This window comes from Ruegeria sp. CF3, assembly GCF_056537365.1.
Window position 1 is genome coordinate 190,977 of sequence record NZ_JBQFRK010000007.1, and the last position, 17,508, is coordinate 208,484.

At 57.2% G+C, this 17,508-nt stretch carries 19 protein-coding genes; 10 read left to right on the forward strand and 9 right to left on the reverse strand.

Annotated features, from left to right (window positions below; all coding sequences use genetic code 11):
- Positions 1-28: 28 nt before the first annotated feature.
- The 3 genes from ACR0KC_RS19885 to ACR0KC_RS19895 are packed head-to-tail and all read right to left on the reverse strand — an operon-like array spanning position 29 to position 3,599.
- Positions 29-1,540 carry a heme biosynthesis HemY N-terminal domain-containing protein gene (locus ACR0KC_RS19885; RefSeq protein WP_480772174.1) on the reverse strand — a complete coding sequence of 504 codons (1,512 nt, stop codon included), beginning with the start codon at positions 1,538-1,540 and terminating at the stop codon, positions 29-31.
- Between the two features lie 10 nt (positions 1,541-1,550).
- Positions 1,551-2,831: a COG4223 family protein gene (locus tag ACR0KC_RS19890; RefSeq protein ID WP_480796370.1), complete on the reverse strand. Its 1,281-nt coding sequence runs from the start codon at positions 2,829-2,831 to the stop codon at positions 1,551-1,553.
- 54 nt (positions 2,832-2,885) lie between these two features.
- The gene (locus ACR0KC_RS19895; RefSeq protein WP_480572461.1) at positions 2,886-3,599 is read right to left on the reverse strand and encodes a uroporphyrinogen-III synthase; all 714 of its coding nucleotides are present in this window, start codon (positions 3,597-3,599) and stop codon (positions 2,886-2,888) included.
- Positions 3,600-3,696: 97 nt separating this feature from the next.
- Between ACR0KC_RS19895 and tsaD the strand changes: the two genes are divergently transcribed.
- From tsaD to ACR0KC_RS19915, 4 genes are read left to right on the forward strand one after another with little or no spacing between them, the layout of a single operon-like run.
- On the forward strand, positions 3,697-4,794 hold the full coding sequence (gene tsaD, locus ACR0KC_RS19900; RefSeq protein WP_480772176.1) for a tRNA (adenosine(37)-N6)-threonylcarbamoyltransferase complex transferase subunit TsaD: 1,098 nt from the start codon (positions 3,697-3,699) through the stop codon (positions 4,792-4,794).
- Complete coding sequence (locus ACR0KC_RS19905) at positions 4,791-5,753, forward strand: NAD(P)H-dependent glycerol-3-phosphate dehydrogenase (RefSeq protein ID WP_480772177.1); 963 nt, start codon at positions 4,791-4,793, stop codon at positions 5,751-5,753. The genes tsaD and ACR0KC_RS19905 overlap by 4 nt, the downstream gene beginning before the upstream one ends.
- 1 nt (position 5,754) lies before the next feature.
- Positions 5,755-6,024, forward strand: a complete 270-nt coding sequence (locus ACR0KC_RS19910) for a YciI family protein (RefSeq protein WP_170425387.1) — start codon at positions 5,755-5,757, stop codon at positions 6,022-6,024.
- Positions 6,024-6,446 (forward strand): EVE domain-containing protein, encoded by a 423-nt coding sequence (locus ACR0KC_RS19915; protein WP_480772178.1) that lies wholly within the window; start codon positions 6,024-6,026, stop codon positions 6,444-6,446. The genes ACR0KC_RS19910 and ACR0KC_RS19915 overlap by 1 nt, the downstream gene beginning before the upstream one ends.
- Positions 6,447-6,668: 222 nt before the next feature.
- Here ACR0KC_RS19915 and ACR0KC_RS19920 read toward each other — a convergent pair whose 3' ends face one another.
- Entirely contained in the window at positions 6,669-7,010 is a 342-nt protein-coding gene (locus ACR0KC_RS19920) for a DUF2853 family protein (protein WP_170397892.1), read from the reverse strand.
- Positions 7,011-7,201: 191 nt separating this feature from the next.
- Between ACR0KC_RS19920 and ACR0KC_RS19925 the strand changes: the two genes are divergently transcribed.
- On the forward strand, positions 7,202-7,849 hold the full coding sequence (locus ACR0KC_RS19925; RefSeq protein WP_170514234.1) for a DUF899 family protein: 648 nt from the start codon (positions 7,202-7,204) through the stop codon (positions 7,847-7,849).
- A gap of 4 nt (positions 7,850-7,853) precedes the next feature.
- On the opposite strand, the gene ACR0KC_RS19930 is transcribed toward ACR0KC_RS19925, so the two are convergent.
- From ACR0KC_RS19930 to ACR0KC_RS19940, 3 genes are all read right to left on the reverse strand, one after another.
- Complete coding sequence (locus tag ACR0KC_RS19930) at positions 7,854-8,603, reverse strand: extensin-like domain-containing protein (protein ID WP_480772179.1); 750 nt, start codon at positions 8,601-8,603, stop codon at positions 7,854-7,856.
- Positions 8,604-8,616: 13 nt separating this feature from the next.
- Positions 8,617-10,005: an adenosylhomocysteinase gene (ahcY, locus tag ACR0KC_RS19935; protein ID WP_170733772.1), complete on the reverse strand. Its 1,389-nt coding sequence runs from the start codon at positions 10,003-10,005 to the stop codon at positions 8,617-8,619.
- 103 nt (positions 10,006-10,108) lie between these two features.
- Positions 10,109-10,423: a hypothetical protein gene (locus ACR0KC_RS19940; RefSeq protein ID WP_170397881.1), complete on the reverse strand. Its 315-nt coding sequence runs from the start codon at positions 10,421-10,423 to the stop codon at positions 10,109-10,111.
- Positions 10,424-10,629: 206 nt separating this feature from the next.
- Between ACR0KC_RS19940 and ACR0KC_RS19945 the strand changes: the two genes are divergently transcribed.
- From ACR0KC_RS19945 to ACR0KC_RS19955, 3 genes are all read left to right on the forward strand, one after another.
- Positions 10,630-11,223, forward strand: a complete 594-nt coding sequence (locus ACR0KC_RS19945) for an HD domain-containing protein (RefSeq protein WP_170397878.1) — start codon at positions 10,630-10,632, stop codon at positions 11,221-11,223.
- Positions 11,224-11,297: 74 nt separating this feature from the next.
- Complete coding sequence (locus ACR0KC_RS19950) at positions 11,298-12,122, forward strand: FkbM family methyltransferase (RefSeq protein ID WP_170613069.1); 825 nt, start codon at positions 11,298-11,300, stop codon at positions 12,120-12,122.
- Positions 12,123-12,175: 53 nt separating this feature from the next.
- A complete protein-coding gene (locus ACR0KC_RS19955) occupies positions 12,176-13,141 on the forward strand; it encodes a glycosyltransferase family 2 protein (protein WP_480791494.1) in 966 nt (321 codons plus the stop codon).
- 47 nt (positions 13,142-13,188) lie between these two features.
- Here ACR0KC_RS19955 and ACR0KC_RS19960 read toward each other — a convergent pair whose 3' ends face one another.
- Positions 13,189-13,743, reverse strand: a complete 555-nt coding sequence (locus ACR0KC_RS19960) for an ActR/PrrA/RegA family redox response regulator transcription factor (protein ID WP_039542641.1) — start codon at positions 13,741-13,743, stop codon at positions 13,189-13,191.
- A gap of 87 nt (positions 13,744-13,830) precedes the next feature.
- The gene (locus ACR0KC_RS19965) at positions 13,831-14,448 is read right to left on the reverse strand and encodes an SCO family protein (RefSeq protein ID WP_170514218.1); all 618 of its coding nucleotides are present in this window, start codon (positions 14,446-14,448) and stop codon (positions 13,831-13,833) included.
- A 92-nt stretch (positions 14,449-14,540) separates the two neighbouring features.
- Between ACR0KC_RS19965 and regB the strand changes: the two genes are divergently transcribed.
- Together regB and ACR0KC_RS19975 are read left to right on the forward strand one after the other, a co-directional pair.
- A complete protein-coding gene (regB, locus tag ACR0KC_RS19970) occupies positions 14,541-15,932 on the forward strand; it encodes a sensor histidine kinase RegB (protein ID WP_170397866.1) in 1,392 nt (463 codons plus the stop codon).
- A gap of 64 nt (positions 15,933-15,996) precedes the next feature.
- The gene (locus tag ACR0KC_RS19975) at positions 15,997-17,505 is read left to right on the forward strand and encodes a PAS-domain containing protein (RefSeq protein WP_480707480.1); all 1,509 of its coding nucleotides are present in this window, start codon (positions 15,997-15,999) and stop codon (positions 17,503-17,505) included.
- Positions 17,506-17,508: the final 3 nt, after the last annotated feature.

Genomic DNA, 17,508 nt, shown 5'->3' on the forward strand with positions numbered 1-17,508 from the left:
ACGACGCTTTCAACGCCGAGACCGCGCGTTAGGTCTGTCGCGCGACTTCCTCCGTGACCGGCTCGGCCTTTCCCTCGATCATGTCCTCTTCGACCGGCTCTTCAAGTGACTCTTCAGCACTTTCTTCAGGTTCCTCTGCCTCTTCAGCCTCTGATTGATCCTCAAGCGCGCCAACGATCAGAGGCAGCATGTGCACACCCGTCACACTAGCAATCTCGGGCGTCTGAGGCGTCTGCCAACTGAGCGTATCGAAGCTGCCGCAGTTCTGGCACACCGGTCCCCATTCAGGCTGAATGTCGTGGCAATTGGTGCAGACCCATTGCGGCCCGCGCGGTGCGTTCAACGCCTTGGCCAGCCAACCCTGAACCACCGCGTCCGAGGCGCCCTCGCCCCGTTCAATCGCAGCCATCAGCGTGTAGGCCCGTGCATCCCCCTGCTTTTCGACAACATCACCCAGCGCGCGTCGCGCTTCGGGGAAGTCTTCGGCTACAATGTTCAGCTCGGCCAAGATCAGGCGTGTTTCCATATTCTCTGAATGAACGCGGGTCAAAGCGGTGAACCGCTTGATCCGCTGTTCAGGTGTTTCGTCTGGCACAATCTCGGCAAAGGCATGGGCCAGATCCGGGTGAGGTTGTACTTCCCACGCCTTTTTCAGAATCTTGGTTGCTGCACGCGGTTTGCCCTTTTCGATATAGGCGCGCGCGGCCATGGCGGCTGCCGGGACAAGATCGGGTGAAAGGCGGTTTGCCTCAATCGCATGTTCCTGCTGTTCGACCGTCGCCGTGTCGTCCAGCAGCACTTTGGCCTCGGACAAAGCCAGGACTGCGTCGCGCCGTTTGAACACGTCGCGCGGCAAATACCCGGCCTTCAGCTTCGAGGTCAACGTGGACCGCGCACCGGCCCAATCCTGCGCCTTGGTCTGCAGGTTCAACAGCACATCCTGCGTTTCTTCATGCCGGGGTTTGAGGGCCAGAGCCTTCTCGGCCAGCTTGCGCGCGGTTTCATCATCGCCTTCGGCCAGCTTTTGCTTCATGATCCCGCGCACACCGACAAATCGCGTGGCGTTGTTGGTGACCAGCTTCTTGTAAGTCTCGGACGCTTTCTTGGTATCACCGGTCATCTCGGCTGCCTGCGCCACCAGCAAATTGGTCAGTTCCGGATTGTTCAGCAGCTTCTCGGCCTTGTTCGCCTTGGTCATTGCCACGCGCCCCTCACCCGAGGCCAGCGCCATCAACCCGTCCGCCAGAGCCTGATATCCCCGCTTTTCCCGACTGCGATCGAAATACCGTGAAAGGGCGGTTTCATCACCGTTTAGGAATTTCAGCGTGGCGATCAGCAGCGTAAGCAGCTTGAAGAACAACCAGACCGCAAACACCAGCACGCCCAGCGCGATCACTGATTGCAGCGGGCCCAGTGTGTATTCGGTGCCTGCGACGGTGATCTGCACGCCGCCGGATGATTCCATCAAGAACCCAGCACCCATGGCCAGCAGGCCGATAATCGCAACAAAAACAAGGATCTTTAACAATGACCACAGCATGGCAGGTCCTTCAGTTCGAGTTCAGGCTTGAAGCAAGCGTATTTGCGGCCTCGACGGCAGAGGCCCGTGTCTGCGCCGCCTGCTCCCAATCCGCCAATGCGGTTTGTGCCGCTTCGGGCAGGGATTTCAATTCGGTCAGCGCCTTTGAGACATCACCATCTGCCAACGCTGCCTGAGCACGCGACAGGACCGCGTCCGGATCGTCGCCCTCTTGCGGGGTCACCGACCGCGCGCCTGTCTGGCGCTGCAAGAAAGCAACCAAGCCTGTGCCTTTATCGGCATCACGGGCATCCGCCAGTGCGGCGCGGGCTGCGGGGGCAAACGAGCTGCGCAGCGCCGAAAGCGTCTCAACTCCGTCCTTCGAAGATGCAGCCAAAGCATCGGGCACATCGACACCACCGGCTTTCAGTTCAGAGACCAAATCTTCATAGGGTTGACCGGCATCCAATTGACCATGCAAACGCGACAGGATGGCAGCGTTGGTCGCCGCGCGCGCCTCGGCCGAAGCCTTAGCCTCTAAAGCCTGCGCGTCTGAGACCATCTTTTCCACTTCGCTACGCTGAGCGGCCAGAGAATCCTGTAGTTTCTTCAATTCTGCCTCGAACGCGGCTGTGGCCTCGGGCGAGACATTTGCTTCAAGCGGCTGCTTCTCAAGCGCGGTCAGGCGTTCCTCAAGCGGGTCGACCTTACCGGTCAGGCCATCAACACTGCTCTTCACGGCAGTCAGATCGCTTTCGACCGGAGCAAGCTTATCCGACAACGCCTTGATCTGATCTGACAAGCCCGAGACATCGGGGCCTTCAGCAAGAGATTTTGTCAGTTGGGCAATCTGATCGGATTGTTCCGCCAGCTTCGACTCGAGCGCGGAAATTGCGTCCGAGCTATCTGCTCCTTGAGACAATAACCCGCTGTTGCCTGCAGCAAATCCGAGGCCTGCAGCAATAACCCCGCCCAACAAAGCCGGAACAAACCCACCGCGTTTTTCGACTGTGCGTTCGATCACCTTTTCTTCGGTCGGCTCGGCCCTGTTCGGGGCTTCGGCTTCGGCTTCGGCTTCGGCTTCGGCTTCGGCTTCGGCTTCGGCTTCGGCTTCGGCTTCGGCTTCGGCTTCGGCTTCGGCTTCGGCTTCGGCTTCGGCTTCGGCTTCGGAAGTCAATTCGTCCGCAGCGTTATCCGCGTCAACGGATTTCTCATCCGAGACTGCATCACTTTCGGTCTCGGCGGCTTCTACCACCTCTTCGACGCTGGGGTCTTCGACCGGTTCCTGATCGGGTTTCTTCTTATCAGCCACCGCGTTAATCCCCTTATCGATTCCCAAAACACATGAACAACAGACTAACCCAAGTTAATCTGCACCCGGCGCGCTCTCAACCCGCATCACGTGTTTCACGAGTTTTTTCACGGCTTTCTGCATTTTATCCGGGGTCGGTTCATCCGCGATCTTCAGCCGCTCGAAACTCAGTGTTTTAAGGGGTTCCGCTGTGGCTTCGCTGATCGCGGCCAGCCACAGAGGCGCAGATCCGGCCCAGACATCGGCAAATTGTCGCGCTGTGCGGGGTGAAAATAGCGGGGCGATGATGGGCTGATCACCTTTGGCGGCGTGGGAAGCGTCATCACTCAGCGGCAAAAGCTGTTGCCGATAAATCGGCTGTTCGCGGGTGGTCAGCCCGGATTCAGTCAAACGCGCGGCCACGTTGCCACGGCTGTGTTCTCCGCGCAGATGTAGCAGCGGGCTGTTTGGCTTGAGTTTCAGCAGATTGGCCACCAGCCCTTCGGCCGTCGCACCCAGCATCTGCGCTTCCCACCCTGCTGCCTGCGCTGCCTGCGTGGTCACCGGACCAACGCAATAGGCGGGCAGGCTGCGTTCCACATTCAATAGGGCGGCGGCATTCACGCCATTTGCCGAGGAAAAGATCAGTCCAGCAGAATCATCGGACTCAACCATGACACCCAGCGGTTCGATCTTTAACAAGGGTGAATGGATAACCGCGACATGCGACCGAATGTGGTCCGGCAGTTGCGCAACGAACCTGTCCGAGGCGGCGCGAGGGCGGGTCATCAACAAATACAACGGTCGGCGCCTTCGGCCTTGGGATTGTTTGCATCCGCGCGGGGTGATACCCCGCTTGGCAATCATGATGCAACGGATCAGGCCTATGGTGCAAACACTTACCGTCCTTGGACTGGAAAGCAGCTGCGACGATACCGCAGCCGCCGTTGTGCGGCAGGGCACAGGCAAAGGGGCCGAGATCCTGTCATCCGTGGTGCATGGCCAGACTGAGTTGCACAGCGCCTATGGTGGCGTTGTGCCTGAGATCGCAGCGCGTGCGCATGCGGAAAAGCTGGATATTTGCATCAAACAGGCTCTAACACAGGCCGAAATTGGCTTAGATGATCTGGACGCTATCGCTGTCACCGCAGGTCCCGGCTTAATTGGCGGCGTAATATCCGGCGTGATGTGCGCAAAGGGCCTAAGTGCAGCAACCGGGTTGCCGCTAATCGGGGTGAACCATTTGGCCGGGCACGCGCTGACACCAAGACTGACCGACGAGATTGCCTTTCCCTACCTGATGCTGCTGGTCTCGGGTGGTCACTGCCAATATCTGATCGCTCATGGACCGGAACAGTTTACCCGCCTTGGGGGGACGATCGACGATGCCCCCGGTGAAGCCTTCGACAAGACCGCCCGTCTGCTGGGCTTACGCCAGCCCGGTGGCCCCTCGGTCGAGGCTGAGGCGCGCGCGGGTGATGCCAAACGTTTCCGCTTTCCCCGGCCCCTTCTGGATCGCCCCGGATGTGACCTGTCTTTTTCGGGACTCAAGACCGCGCTGATGCGGATGCGGGATAAGGTCGTAGCCGAAAAAGGGGGGCTGACCCGACAAGATCGCGCTGATCTGTGTGCCGGATTTCAGCAGGCAATCGTCGATACTCTGGCCGAGAAAACCCGCCGCGCGATTGCCCAGTATCTTGAGGCATCACCGTCGGAACCGGTTATTGCCGTTGCCGGTGGGGTTGCTGCAAATACCGCCATTCGCGCTGCATTAGAGACCGTTTCTGCGGAAATGGGCGCCCGATTTATCGCCCCGCCCATGGCCTTATGCACCGACAACGCCGCCATGATTGCCCATGCAGGTATAGAGCGATTTCGCACCGGTGCGCGGGATGGGTTGGACTTGACGGCACGACCCCGCTGGCCCTTGGATCAAACCAGCCCGGCGATGCTGGGCAGCGGCAAGAAAGGAGCCAAGGCATGAGCGTGACCGTCCTTGGATCAGGTGCCTTTGGAACCGCTTTGGCGATATCATTGGCGGGAAATGGCCCCGTTACGCTTTGGTCGCGGAATCCCGAGCAGGCAAGGCAAATGCAGCAATCGCGCGAAAATGTCGATCGCCTGCCGGGCGTCACGCTGCCTGCCAACATCACGGTGACTACCGAGATTGAACAGGCGGTGCGGTCCGACGTATTGCTGCTTGCCGTGCCAATGCAAAAACTGCGTGATGCCCTGAATCTTCACGCAGCACGACTGAGCGGGAAGGTTCTGGTGGCTTGCTGCAAGGGGATCGAACTGTCCACGGGTCTGGGCCCCGTCGCCGTGATCCGTCAAACCGTGCCAGACGCACAACCGGCCCTGCTAACCGGGCCCAGCTTTGCCGACGACATCGCGCGCGGTCTGCCCACGGCGCTAACGCTGGCTTGTGCTGAAGCCGAATTGGGCGAGGCGCTTCAGCAAGAGCTGACAACCGCCAACCTGCGTCTTTATCGAACCGCCGATACCATCGGGGCCGAGTTGGGTGGCGCGCTGAAGAATGTGATGGCTATTGGTTGCGGCGCGGCCATTGGTGCCGGGCTTGGCGACAGCGCCCGCGCTGCGTTGATCACACGCGGATTTTCTGAGATGCAGCGCTTTGCCGCCCAGCGCGGGGCACGGCCCGATACGCTGATGGGGCTATCGGGGCTGGGTGATCTGGTTCTAACCTGCTCATCCGAATTGTCGCGAAACTATCGTTTTGGCCTTTGTTTGGGTCTAAGCAAGCCATTTGACAGCACCACAACCGTCGAAGGTGTCGCCACTGCGCAGGCCATGTCCGAAATCGCAGCGAGCGAAGGGTTAGACATGCCCATCAGCGCAACGGTGGCGAAACTCAGCAGCGGTGCCTACAGTGTCACCGACGCGATTCAGGCCCTGCTGGGTCGCCCACTCAAGGAGGAATAAAATGCTCATCGCCCTGATCGCCCGGGATAAAGCCGGAGCCCTACAGACCCGGCTGGACAACCGCACCGCCCATCTGGCTTACATTGAAGAAACCGGTGTTGTGGCGCAGGCTGGCCCGTTGCTGGACGGCGATGCAATGATCGGATCGCTGGTCATTCTGAACGTCGAGGATCTGGCCGCCGCGCAAGCTTGGGCTGAGAATGACCCCTACGCGCTGGCCGGCCTGTTCGACTCGGTTGAATTGATCCCGTGGAAAAAGGTCATCGGCTGATGGCGTATTGGCTGTTCAAATCCGAACCCTCGACCTGGAGCTGGGATCAGCAGGTCGGCAAGGGGGACGCGGGCGAGGAATGGGATGGGGTGCGCAACTACCAGGCCCGCAATTTCATGCGTCAGATGCAGATTGGTGACCGGGGTTTTTTCTACCACTCGCAAAAGGACAAGGAGATTGTCGGCATTGTCGAAGTCTGTGCCGAGGCCCATCCCGACAGCACAACCGATGATGAGCGTTGGGAATGCGTGGATATCAAAGCCGTCCGGTCTTTCACAATTCCGGTCAAACTGGATCAGATCAAGGCGGATGAGCGTTTGGGTGAAATGGTTCTGGTCAAGAATTCACGCCTTTCAGTGCAGCCGATCAGCGATACAGAATGGCAGTTGATCTGCGCTTTGGGCGAGACAGAGGCGGATTGAATGAAAAGGGAAGGCCCTGACGACTTCAGAACCTTCCCTACCCCGCGTGCTCCCAAACTCACCACACGCATACGGAAATCTGTTGGTTCTGACCGTCCTGGTCATGACCTGACCTTAGCCGATTTCAGAACCGCGCTTCAAACGCCAAGTATTTAGAGTTTCAATCAAATACAAAACACCCGCCAGTAAGACCGACGGGTGCTGAAATGGTTCTTGGCTGGATCAGCTATAGACCGATTCTTTGCCGAAATGCTTGGTCAGCATGTAATAGACGACAGCGCGGTACTTGTTACGCTCGGACATGCCATAGGTCTCCATGGCCTTGTTGATCCCTTCCATCAGTTCGGGACCATCCGACAGGCCCAGCTTTTTGATGAGGAAGTTGTTCTTGACCGTCTCAAGCTCGCCTTCCTGGCTGGCCGCCACTGTCGACGCATCCGCGTCATAGATCGCCGGACCGCAACCGATGGTGACCTTGGTCAGCAGGTCCATATCGGGGTCCATCCCGCATTTGCCTTTTAGATCTTCAGCGTATTTGGCGATCAATTCGTCGCGTTTGCCCATGTCCCAATCTCCTTAATCCATTGTCACGGAACTTTTTACCGATGCACGAGAGACTAGCCTTGTCGGCGGAATTCCCAAAAGGGAAAAATCACAAGGTTTCCCCCTAGGCTGAACTTCGCGGGACTCGGTGATTTGATTTTTTTAGATTTATTATTTAACATTTTTGTTAATTATGATTCCCGGAGGTCCCCATGCCCGTAACGTTACCGAATGAAACCACCGAATATCGGTCAGCTCGTAATGCACTTCTATCCGCCGAGCGGGACCTGAGAGCAAAGGTTGAAGAGGTCGCGGCCTTGCGCCGTTCTCTTCCAACCGGAGGCAAAACCCCTAACGATTATGCGTTCCGAGATCTGGCAGGCGAGGGTGCGCCTATGTCGTCGCTGTTTGGCGACAAGGATACGCTGATTATCTATTCGCTGATGTACGGACCCGACGCGGAACGCCCCTGCCCTATGTGTTCGGCGTTTCTGGATGGGCTGAACTCTCAGATCCACCATCTCATACAGAACGCCTCGGTTGCCGTAGTGGCGCAGAATACGCCCGAAAAACTCTCGGCGCTCAAGGATGAGATGGGTTGGAATGCGCTGCCGCTCTACTCAGCATTAGGGACGAATTACCAACGTGACTATCTGGCCGAGACCGACGGGGGTGATCAGCTTCCTATTCTAAATGTCTTTCAACAGCTCCCTGATGGCATTCATCACTTCTGGAGTTCCGAGCTGTTCTTTGAACCCAGCGACTGGCATCCCCGGCATGTGGATGCAGCTTGGCCTTTGTGGAATGTGCTGGATTTCACACCACAGGGCCGCGGCGATTTTATCCCACCTCTACGCTGAGGTACTATCGGCAGTAGCCCCAGCCGGGCCCCTGCAGGTGGAAGTGATCGGCATGTAAGCGGTTGTAATCAGGGCCAAGCACCACGCGGAACCAGTCACAGGCTCCGCGCCAGATCTGGCGCAGAAAATCGGCCTCGGGCCCGTCAGCGTCCCAGTCAGCCAGCAGGTTCAAGCTGCGCCCGTCCGAGAGATCCATTCCGACGATGTCGATCGCGTCCGCAGTGGCGTGACTGCTCCAACCATTGTCTTGTCCTTGCGCGGTGCGCATCCGCCGGCAGTTATAGCTACCGATCTGGCGCAATCTGCTGACGGAAGTCCCCAGTAGTTGCTGCGCAGCGGGTTGCACAACATGGTGTTCCCACATGACAAGCCGCAAAGTTGTGGCACACCGGGTCTCGACTGCAGTGACGCGGGCGTTCACCAGACCGGACAACCGGCCGCGTCCCTCGATTCCGCAATTCTGGTCCACCACCAGATCGTCCAGCGGATCAAACCGAGCTCCAGCCTCGGCCAAGGCTGCACGGCATAAAGCGTCATCCGCCAGTGCGCGGTTCAACTGGTAAGGGGTGACCGGGGTGACCGGGGCCGTCACGGTCAGATCACGCAGCGGGTTCCAGTGCGGGGGTACAGGCGTATTGGGAAGGGCAAGCAGCCACCAAACGCCGCCGCCCAACACGGTCAACAGCGTTAAGAGGCCAAAAAGAAAAGACGCCGCCGAAAGCAGGATTCGGCGGCGTCCAGAAGCTTTGGTCATGCGTCTTTCGCACTTAGTAGCGGTAGTGTTCCGGCTTATAGGGGCCTTCGGGTTTCACGCCGATATAGGCCGCCTGATCGCTGTCCATCTGGGTCAGCTTCACGCCGATCCGGTCCAGATGAAGACGGGCAACTTTTTCGTCCAGATGCTTGGGCAGGATGTAAACTTCGTTCTTGTATTCATCGCCTTTGGTGAACAGCTCGATCTGGGCCAGAACTTGGTTGGTGAAAGAGGCCGACATCACGAACGAGGGGTGACCGGTGGCGTTGCCGAGGTTCAGCAGGCGGCCTTCGGACAGCAGGATAATGCGGTTGCCCGAGGGCATCTCGATCATGTCCACCTGTTCTTTGATGTTGGTCCACTTGTGGTTCTTCAGGCTGGCCACCTGAATTTCGTTGTCGAAGTGACCGATGTTACCGACGATGGCCATGTCCTTCATCTCGCGCATGTGCTCGATACGGATCACGTCCTTGTTGCCGGTGGTGGTGATGAAGATATCGGCGTTTGCGACTTCGTCTTCCAGAAGGGTGACTTCGAACCCGTCCATGGCCGCTTGCAGCGCGCAAATCGGGTCGACCTCAGTCACTTTCACGCGGGCGCCTGCGCCACGCAGCGAAGCCGCCGAGCCTTTGCCCACGTCACCATAGCCGCAGACCACGGCAACCTTACCGGCCATCATGGTGTCGGTGGCGCGGCGAATACCGTCAACCAGCGATTCCTTGCAGCCGTATTTGTTGTCGAATTTCGACTTGGTGACCGAGTCGTTCACGTTGATCGCCGGGAACGGCAGGTGGCCGTCTTTCACCAGCTGATACAGGCGGTTTACACCGGTGGTGGTTTCTTCAGAGACGCCTTGGATCTGGTCGCGCATTTTGGTGAACCAGCCCGGAGACGCGGCCATGCGCTTGGCGATCTGCTTCTTGATCACCTCTTCCTCTTCCGAACCCGGAACAGGGATAATGTCCTCTCCTGCCTCGGCACGTGCACCCAGCAGGATGTACAGCGTCGCGTCGCCGCCATCGTCCAGGATCATGTTGGGGCCTTCGTCGAACAGGAAGGATTTGTCCAGATAATCCCAATGCTCTTCCAGCGTCTGGCCCTTGATGGCAAAAACGGGAATACCAGCCTCGGCAATCGCCGCCGCCGCGTGGTCCTGCGTTGAGAAGATGTTGCACGACGCCCAGCGCACATCAGCGCCCAGCGCCACCAGTGTTTCGATCAGAACGGCGGTCTGGATGGTCATATGCAGTGAACCGACGATCCGCGCGCCTTTCAGCGGCTTGCTTTCGCCATATTCGGCGCGCAGGGACATCAGCCCCGGCATTTCCGTTTCAGCGATATTCAGCTCTTTGCGGCCAAACTCGGCCATTGAAATGTCTTTAACGATATAGTCCCCGGCCATCAGGTACTCCACTCCGGCAATTCACAGTCCAAAGTGCCACTAGCATCCCTTGCGGGATGAGGCAATGAAGATGGCCGGAAACAGGAAGTCTGGTGACAAAATATCAGCTTGGCGTACCCTCTGCCTTGATTTTGGGGATCGCTTCAAAAAAATCAGTGCCAACGGCGACAATACAACTCATGCCGTTCGCCTGGGTCACCAAAACGGTATAACTTCCCGTTTCCTTCGAGGTCCAAACCTCCATGACCGTCTGCCCGCCACGTGATTTCTGAAGACCGCCAAAGGTTAATTCCTCGGAGTAATTGTCTTGCAGTTTGGTAATCACGTGCTCGCGCTCTGCGCAGTTCTGGGCAAAGGCAGGTGGCGCGGTTGCGGCCATTCCGAAGGTCAGGGTTATTGCAAACAAACGCTTGAACATAGCAAGCTCCTTTCGATACGAGTTTCGTTTCGAGAGGGCGCAACTGGGAGGAGTCAGCACCCCCCTCAGTCCTTGATGTCGGGATCGTATCGCGCAGGTTCAAAGCACGAATGCTCAAGAAATTGTTGGCAGCATGTGATCCAGACAGATACATCATACCACAAGAACGCGAATTGAACGTGTCCCAGTTCACAAGGCATGGTAAAATGGCAACACAACCCAGAGCGTGGCAAAGAATGCTGTCGGGCCGTCGGCTGGATTTGCTGGACCCGACGCCCGTGGATATCGAGATCGAAGATATCGCGCACGGGCTGGCCTTTGTGGCGCGGTGGAACGGTCAGACCAACGGGGATTTTGCCTATTCCGTGGCCGAACATTCCTTGCTGGTTGAAGAGCTCTTTGGCCGCATCGCACCAAATGCACCGACGAAATGGCGGTTGGCGGCACTGTTACACGATGCCCCCGAATATGTGATTGGTGACATGATCTCTCCGGTGAAATCCGCCGTTGGCCCGGATTATGGTGATTTAGACGACCGGCTGGCTGCTGCGATTCATATACGTTTCGGGTTGCCCGCCGTGGTACCAAAAACAGTGAAACGCCAGATCAAGAAGGCGGACAAGATCAGCGCCTGGATGGAGGCGACGCAGATCGCGGGTTTTTCTGATACCGAAGCATCAAAGTTCTTTGGTCGTCCGGACAAGGCAATATTAGAGGGGTTGCAGATCAAACTGCGTCCCCCGATTGAGGTGCGGCAGGCCTATACCGCGCGGCATCAGGAATTGTTGGGCAGCATTTAGGTCGCCAATAGATCAGCAGCTCGGCCTATGCTAATTTTCCGCTAAAACAAGACCATAATCGGACGCAGGTTCAGATGAGCGACGCAGACAGCCAGATACCGGTCACGAACGCGCAGATGGAATATGCCAACGCGTGTTTACGTGAAGCGTACAATCTGACAGGCCGAGGGCGGGTGCGCAATCTGATCCGAAAGTCACTGCTGCCACAGTTGATCGCCTACCGGGGTATTCGAATCCACCTGCACCCTTATGACAATTTCAGCGAATTCTCTCTTTGGCAGAAGGGCCGGTCCCCGGAAGAGCTTGAGCTGAATTGGCTGAAAGACAGTTTTGCGGGGAAGACTCTCAAGGTTTTGGATATCGGGGCAAATTTTGGTCTGTATTCACTTTTCTTGTCGTCAATTCTTAGCCCGGACTCCCGGATTCATGCGTTTGAGCCTAATCCGACACTGGCCGAACGCCTCAGCAATAATTGCTCTCTGAACGGATTTGGCAACGTGGAGCTGAACACTTTCGCGATCGCGGGCGAAACTGGTGAGGCGACACTTATCATAGAAAAGCGGGGCGACACGGCCACCAATCTTGGTCAGGCGCGCTTGGCAAACGACCCAGCGTATCTGGAGCTATCAAAATACGATACGATTGAGGTGCAGACCCGAACACTGCTTGAGCTTACACATCTGCATGATGCCGATTTTGCCAAGCTTGATGTTGAAGGGCACGAGCCGAACATTCTTATGCCTTTTCTTGAAAGCGCAGAAGATGCAGCGCTTCCCCAATATCTACAGCTGGAAACCGTGAATCTTGGTGATAGCGCCGAACGCCTGTTTGCCTCACTTTCTGATCGTGGCTATGAAAATGCCTTTCAAACTCAACGTAATATCATCTTCAGAAGATAGGCCGTGCAAGGAAGAACCGCGATCATGATCAAACCCACTCAGGCCAAGCCGATATGAAGGTCGGGTTGTTCTCCTGCGCCAAGGATGAAGGGCCGTTTATACTTGAGTGGATCGCGTATCATCTGCTGGTCGGGTTTGATCCTATTCTGATTTACAGCAATGACTCGACAGACGGCACCGCCGAGCTGCTTGATGCGCTGGATGATAACGGGGTTATTTCCCATGTTCTGCAAGGTCTGAAACCCGGGCAAGTACCACAGCATACAGCGGCAGAAACGGCCTATGCGCATCCTTCGCTTAACGATGCCGATTGGCTGATGTGGCTTGATAGCGATGAGTTTCTGTTCTGTGCAAACGATGAAAATCAGGTCGCAGGTCTCGTCGAACGCTGTTCCGGTTTCGCCGAGGGCATCGCCGTGAATTGGTTGATCTTCGGAAATGGGGGCAACGACAAGTGGGAACCGGGGCTGGTCACGCAACGGTTCCTAAAGCGTGCCGATACAGATCATAATTTGCATCGCTACTTCAAAACGCTTTTTCGAAAGTCTGATAAAATACGGGGGTTTGGCCTGCACCGGCCCTACTTGCGACCGGACTTTCGAAACGATGGATCGCAATTTGTAAATGCTGCGGGCCTGCCGATGCACGAACACATGTATCGTTCGGGATTGCGACGAAGACATGCGCTGGGTGCCGCGCCCGAGCATCTGTCTACACACGATTGGGCTGCTGTCATTCACTACCCGGTGAAAACGCGAGACAGTTTCGCGCTCAAGCGGCAGCGCGGGCAAGGCACGAAAGCGACAGATGCACCCAACCGGTCCAGCCGGTTTCGTGAAAGGTATTGGAACAAGTACAACCAGAACAGCGTCGTGGATGATCGAATGCTGGCGATGGGCGGCAAGCTGCAGGCAAAGGTTGATGAGTTGCTGTTATTGCCTGAGGTTGGGTGCGCGCACTCTGCCTGCCTTAAGAATTACGCGCTGAAGCTCCAAACTCAGGCTCAATCCGCGCCCTGAAGGTCGTTTGGAACGGCCCGGGAAAACACACTATTAAGTTTACGGGTCTACCTTGGACTACGCTTCGCTAGAATCCTCTGCAGCGTTCTGCGGTGCATGTTCAACCGGCGCGCGGTTTCCGAGACGTTCCGGTCGCACAGCTCATAGACGCGCTGGATATGTTCCCAGCGGACGCGGTCGGCGCTCATGGGGTTTTCCGGCGGCGGGGGCAGTTCGTCGCCCTTGGCCAACAGAGCGTTGGTGATGTCAGTGGCGTCGGCGGGTTTGGACAGATAGTCGGTTGCACCAATTTTGACCGCCGCAACGGCGGTGGCGATGGCGCCATAACCGGTCAGAACCACAACCCGGCTGTCGGGGCGTTTTTCGCGCAGCACTTCAACCACGTCCAGCCCATTGCCATCTTCAAGTCGCAGATCTACCACGGCATAGGCAGGTGGGCGGGCTGTGGAAATGGCGCGGCCTGCGGCGACGGAACCCGCGGTTTCAACCTCGAATCCGCGTTTTTCCATGGCCTTGGCCAGACGTCTCAGAAACGGCTCGTCATCATCTACCAGCAGCAGCGATTTGTCGGGGCCGATTTCAAGCTGGGAACTGTCTGCCATATGTGGGTCTTTCCGCTATTTCATGCCTCTTGGCTTAAACATGAGTAATAGCAGCGCCATTCCAAAGGTCAAACCGACTGTTGAGGATCAGGCCTGATCAAGAAAGCAGCCAATCTTGTCCGCCATCTGCTCGGCCGTTTCATCGCGTTTGAAAAATTCCAGAAACCCGTCCTCGGGCGTCATCAGATAGGTAAAGGTCGAGTGGTCGACCAAATAATACTCATCGCTTTTGTCTTGGGCCTTGTAATAGGTCTTGTACGCCTTGCTGGCCGCCTTGATCTGCTCGGGCGATCCGGTCAGGCCAATCACGCGTTCATGCAGGTTGAATGCGAAATCGCCCACAACCTCGGGGGTATCGCGATCCGGGTCTATCGAGATGAACAACGGCGTCACCGACTGACCGCGCTCTGCCAGCAAATCGATCGTGTCGACATTGCGCGACATGTCAAAGGGGCAAACATCCGGGCAGAAGGTATAACCGAAGTAGACAAGCGTGGGCTCGGTGATCACATCCTTGTCGGTTACCGTCTCACCATTGGCGTTAAGCAGTTCGAACGGTCCGCCGATCGCCGCGCTCCCGCCCGCAATCTGAGACGAGCGGCACTGCGCGTATTTGTCATCTGAGCCACCCCGCGTCAGCAGCCACATGGCGCCAAGACCAATTGCAAGAACAACAGTTGCGAGAATAGCATAAAGACGAACCATGGCGCGTATCCTGATACGAAAGGGGATGTTGATCGATTCTGCCGGGACACCTATCAACATGTCGGACCGACGCAATAGGACATAATCGACAGATGACGAATTCCAACACCAGTCTTTGGCGTGGGCAGGAGCGCAGTACCTGGATCAGGCTGCGCACGCTGATCCTGCTGCGATGGGTCGCCATTATCGGCCAGTTTACGGCCATCACGGTTGCACAGAAATATTACGACGTTCAGCTTGAGCTGGCATTGTGTTATTTCGTCATCGGCATTTCGGTGATGGGTAACCTCACGGCCATTCTGTTGTTTCCCGAAAACAAGCGCTTGTCGGAATTCGAGAACTTCCTGATGGTGCTGTTCGATCTGCTGCAGCTGTCGATCCTTTTGTATCTGACGGGGGGGCTAAACAACCCGTTTGCGCTGCTGTTGCTGGGTCCGGTGACGATTTCTGCAAATGTAATGAGCACCCGCTCGACCCTGATCATCGGCAGCGTTGCGGTGATCCTGACCACGTTGCTGGCGCAATTCCACCTCCCGCTGAGAACCAATCTGGGGTTGGTGCTGGATATCCCCGATATTTTGCTGTTCGGAAACTGGGCGGCGATTATCATCGCCATCGTTTTCATCGGCGCCTATTCGCACCGCATCAGTTCCGAAGTTCAATCGATGTCCGAAGCGCTCTCGGCCACCCATATGGCGCTGGCGCGCGAGCAAAAGCTGACTGATCTTGGTGGTGTGGTGGCCGCCGCCGCGCATGAGTTGGGTACGCCGCTGGCTACGATCAAGCTGGCCAGTTCAGAACTGATCGAAGAGCTGGACGACCGGCCTGAGCTGATGGAGGACGCAGCCTTGATCCGCGAACAGGCTGACCGCTGCCGCGACATCCTGCGCGATATGGGCCGAGCTGGGAAAGATGACTTGCACCTGCGTCAGGCGCCTCTGTCCACCGTGATCCATGAAGCGGCAGAGCCACATATCAATCGTGGTAAAGTGGTGCATTTCGACGAAGGACCAGTTGCGGATGGCGATGTGCAGCAGCCCTCAATCCTACGCAAGCCCGAGATCATTCACGGGCTGCGCAACCTGATCCAGAACGCAGTGGATTTTGCCCAGTCGACGGTCTGGGTCGAAGCTGAATGGACCTCTGACCGGATCAGCGTTTCGATCATGGATGATGGGCGCGGCTACCCCTCCCACATCATTGGTCGGATTGGTGACCCATTCATGCGCCGCCGCCGCGCCGATCGCAGTAGTCGGCCGGAATACGAAGGCATGGGGCTGGGTCTGTTCATCGCCAAAACCCTGCTGGAACGCAGCGGTGCCGAACTGAGCTTCGCCAATGGCGCGGACCCTTATCAGACCCTGACTGACCAACCGGACCGCAGGGGGGCGATCGTCAATGTCGTTTGGCCGCGCAAGCTGATCGACGCGCAAACCGGGGACACTCCTGTTCCCTCGGGCGCCAACCAACCGTTCCAGATCTGAGTTAAGACCCCGTTAACCATTGTTGTTCATATAGATTCAAACGTTTTACCCGGGGGTTGGAGCAATGGCCGAATGGATCGTTCTGGCCGCAATCAGTGTGGTTTCGGCCAGCTTTGCGATGTTGTGGCTCTTGCCACGCCATCAGGCCAAAACAAGAGATTTCGGGCTGTCAGCGCCCGGAGCGCTGTTCGATGTTGTCTTCCTGTTCGATGGCGACCGGTTGATCAGCCACTCCGATATTGCGCTGGCAGGTTACGAATCCGTCAGCAACTGGGCTGAACTGCGGCGTTTGCTGCAACGTGATTTTCCCGCTTTCCCCGAAACGCCCGAGATTGTCCGGTCCGGGGGCAACATCGCCGTTTCAGCCATCGACTGCACAGTCGAGCGCGAGGTTCTGTGCGAATGGATCGATGGTATCATTCGGGTTCAATTACGTGATCTGACGGGGACCATCCCTGCGCCACGCCGTGACCAGCGCGATCCAATTCGTTTGGCGATGGAGCAGGCGCCCTACCCTGTTTGGCTGATAGATCACCGTGACAAGGTGGGCTGGTGCAATGCGGCCTATGTACGGTTGGTTCGCAAGATTGCGGGACCGGATGCCGATCTGACGGACCCTCTGTTTCCTTCTCACAGGGACGAGGCGCAGCTGAGTCGAAAAACCCGTGTCTCGATTCCGGTAAGGGACAGCGATGCCAAGCTCTGGTTTGACCTGACCCAGGTCGCACACGAACAGGATCAGTTGTGTTACGCGGTCGATATCAACGCGATTGTCGAAGCCGAGACAGCACAGCGCAAGTTCGTGCAGACCATGACCAAAACCTTCGCACAGCTCTCCATTGGCCTAGCGATCTTTGACCGCAACCGGCAACTGGCCCTGTTCAATCCAGCGCTGATTGATCTGACCACCCTGCCACCCGACTTCCTGAGCCTGCGCCCAAGCCTGTCCAGCTTTTTTGACCGGCTTCGCGACCAGCATATGATGCCCGAGCCTAAGAACTATCGCAGTTGGCGGCGCCAGATGAACGACCTTCTGGAGGCGGCACAGGACGGGAACTATCAGGAAACCTGGTCGCTGCCATCAGGATCGGTCTATTCCGTCAGTGGTCGCCCGCATCCCGATGGGGCCGTGGCTTTCCTGTTCGAAGATATCACCGCCGAAATCACACTGACCCGACGGTTCCGCGCTGAAACGGACCTTATGCAATCCATTCTGGACAAGCTGGCTGATGCCATCGCGGTGTTTTCGGATGACGGTTCGCTGGCGATCACAAATTACGCCTATCAGGTGTTGTGGGGCGACAGCGGCGAAGTAGGATTCGAACCAGCAACGGTGCTGGAAATCACACGCCAATGGCAGGAGCACTGCACCGCCACGCCGATCCTTGGCGAGATCCGCGAATTCGTCACCGCGCGAGAGAATCGGGCCGAATGGTCGGCTGAACTGATCCTAAAATCCGGCGGCTCTTTGAACTGCACGGTCAGCCCCATGCAAAACGGGGCAACAATTGTCCGTTTCGCCTCGGACAACCCGGTCAGGAACATCACGGAAATACAAAAAATCAGCGCCTGAACC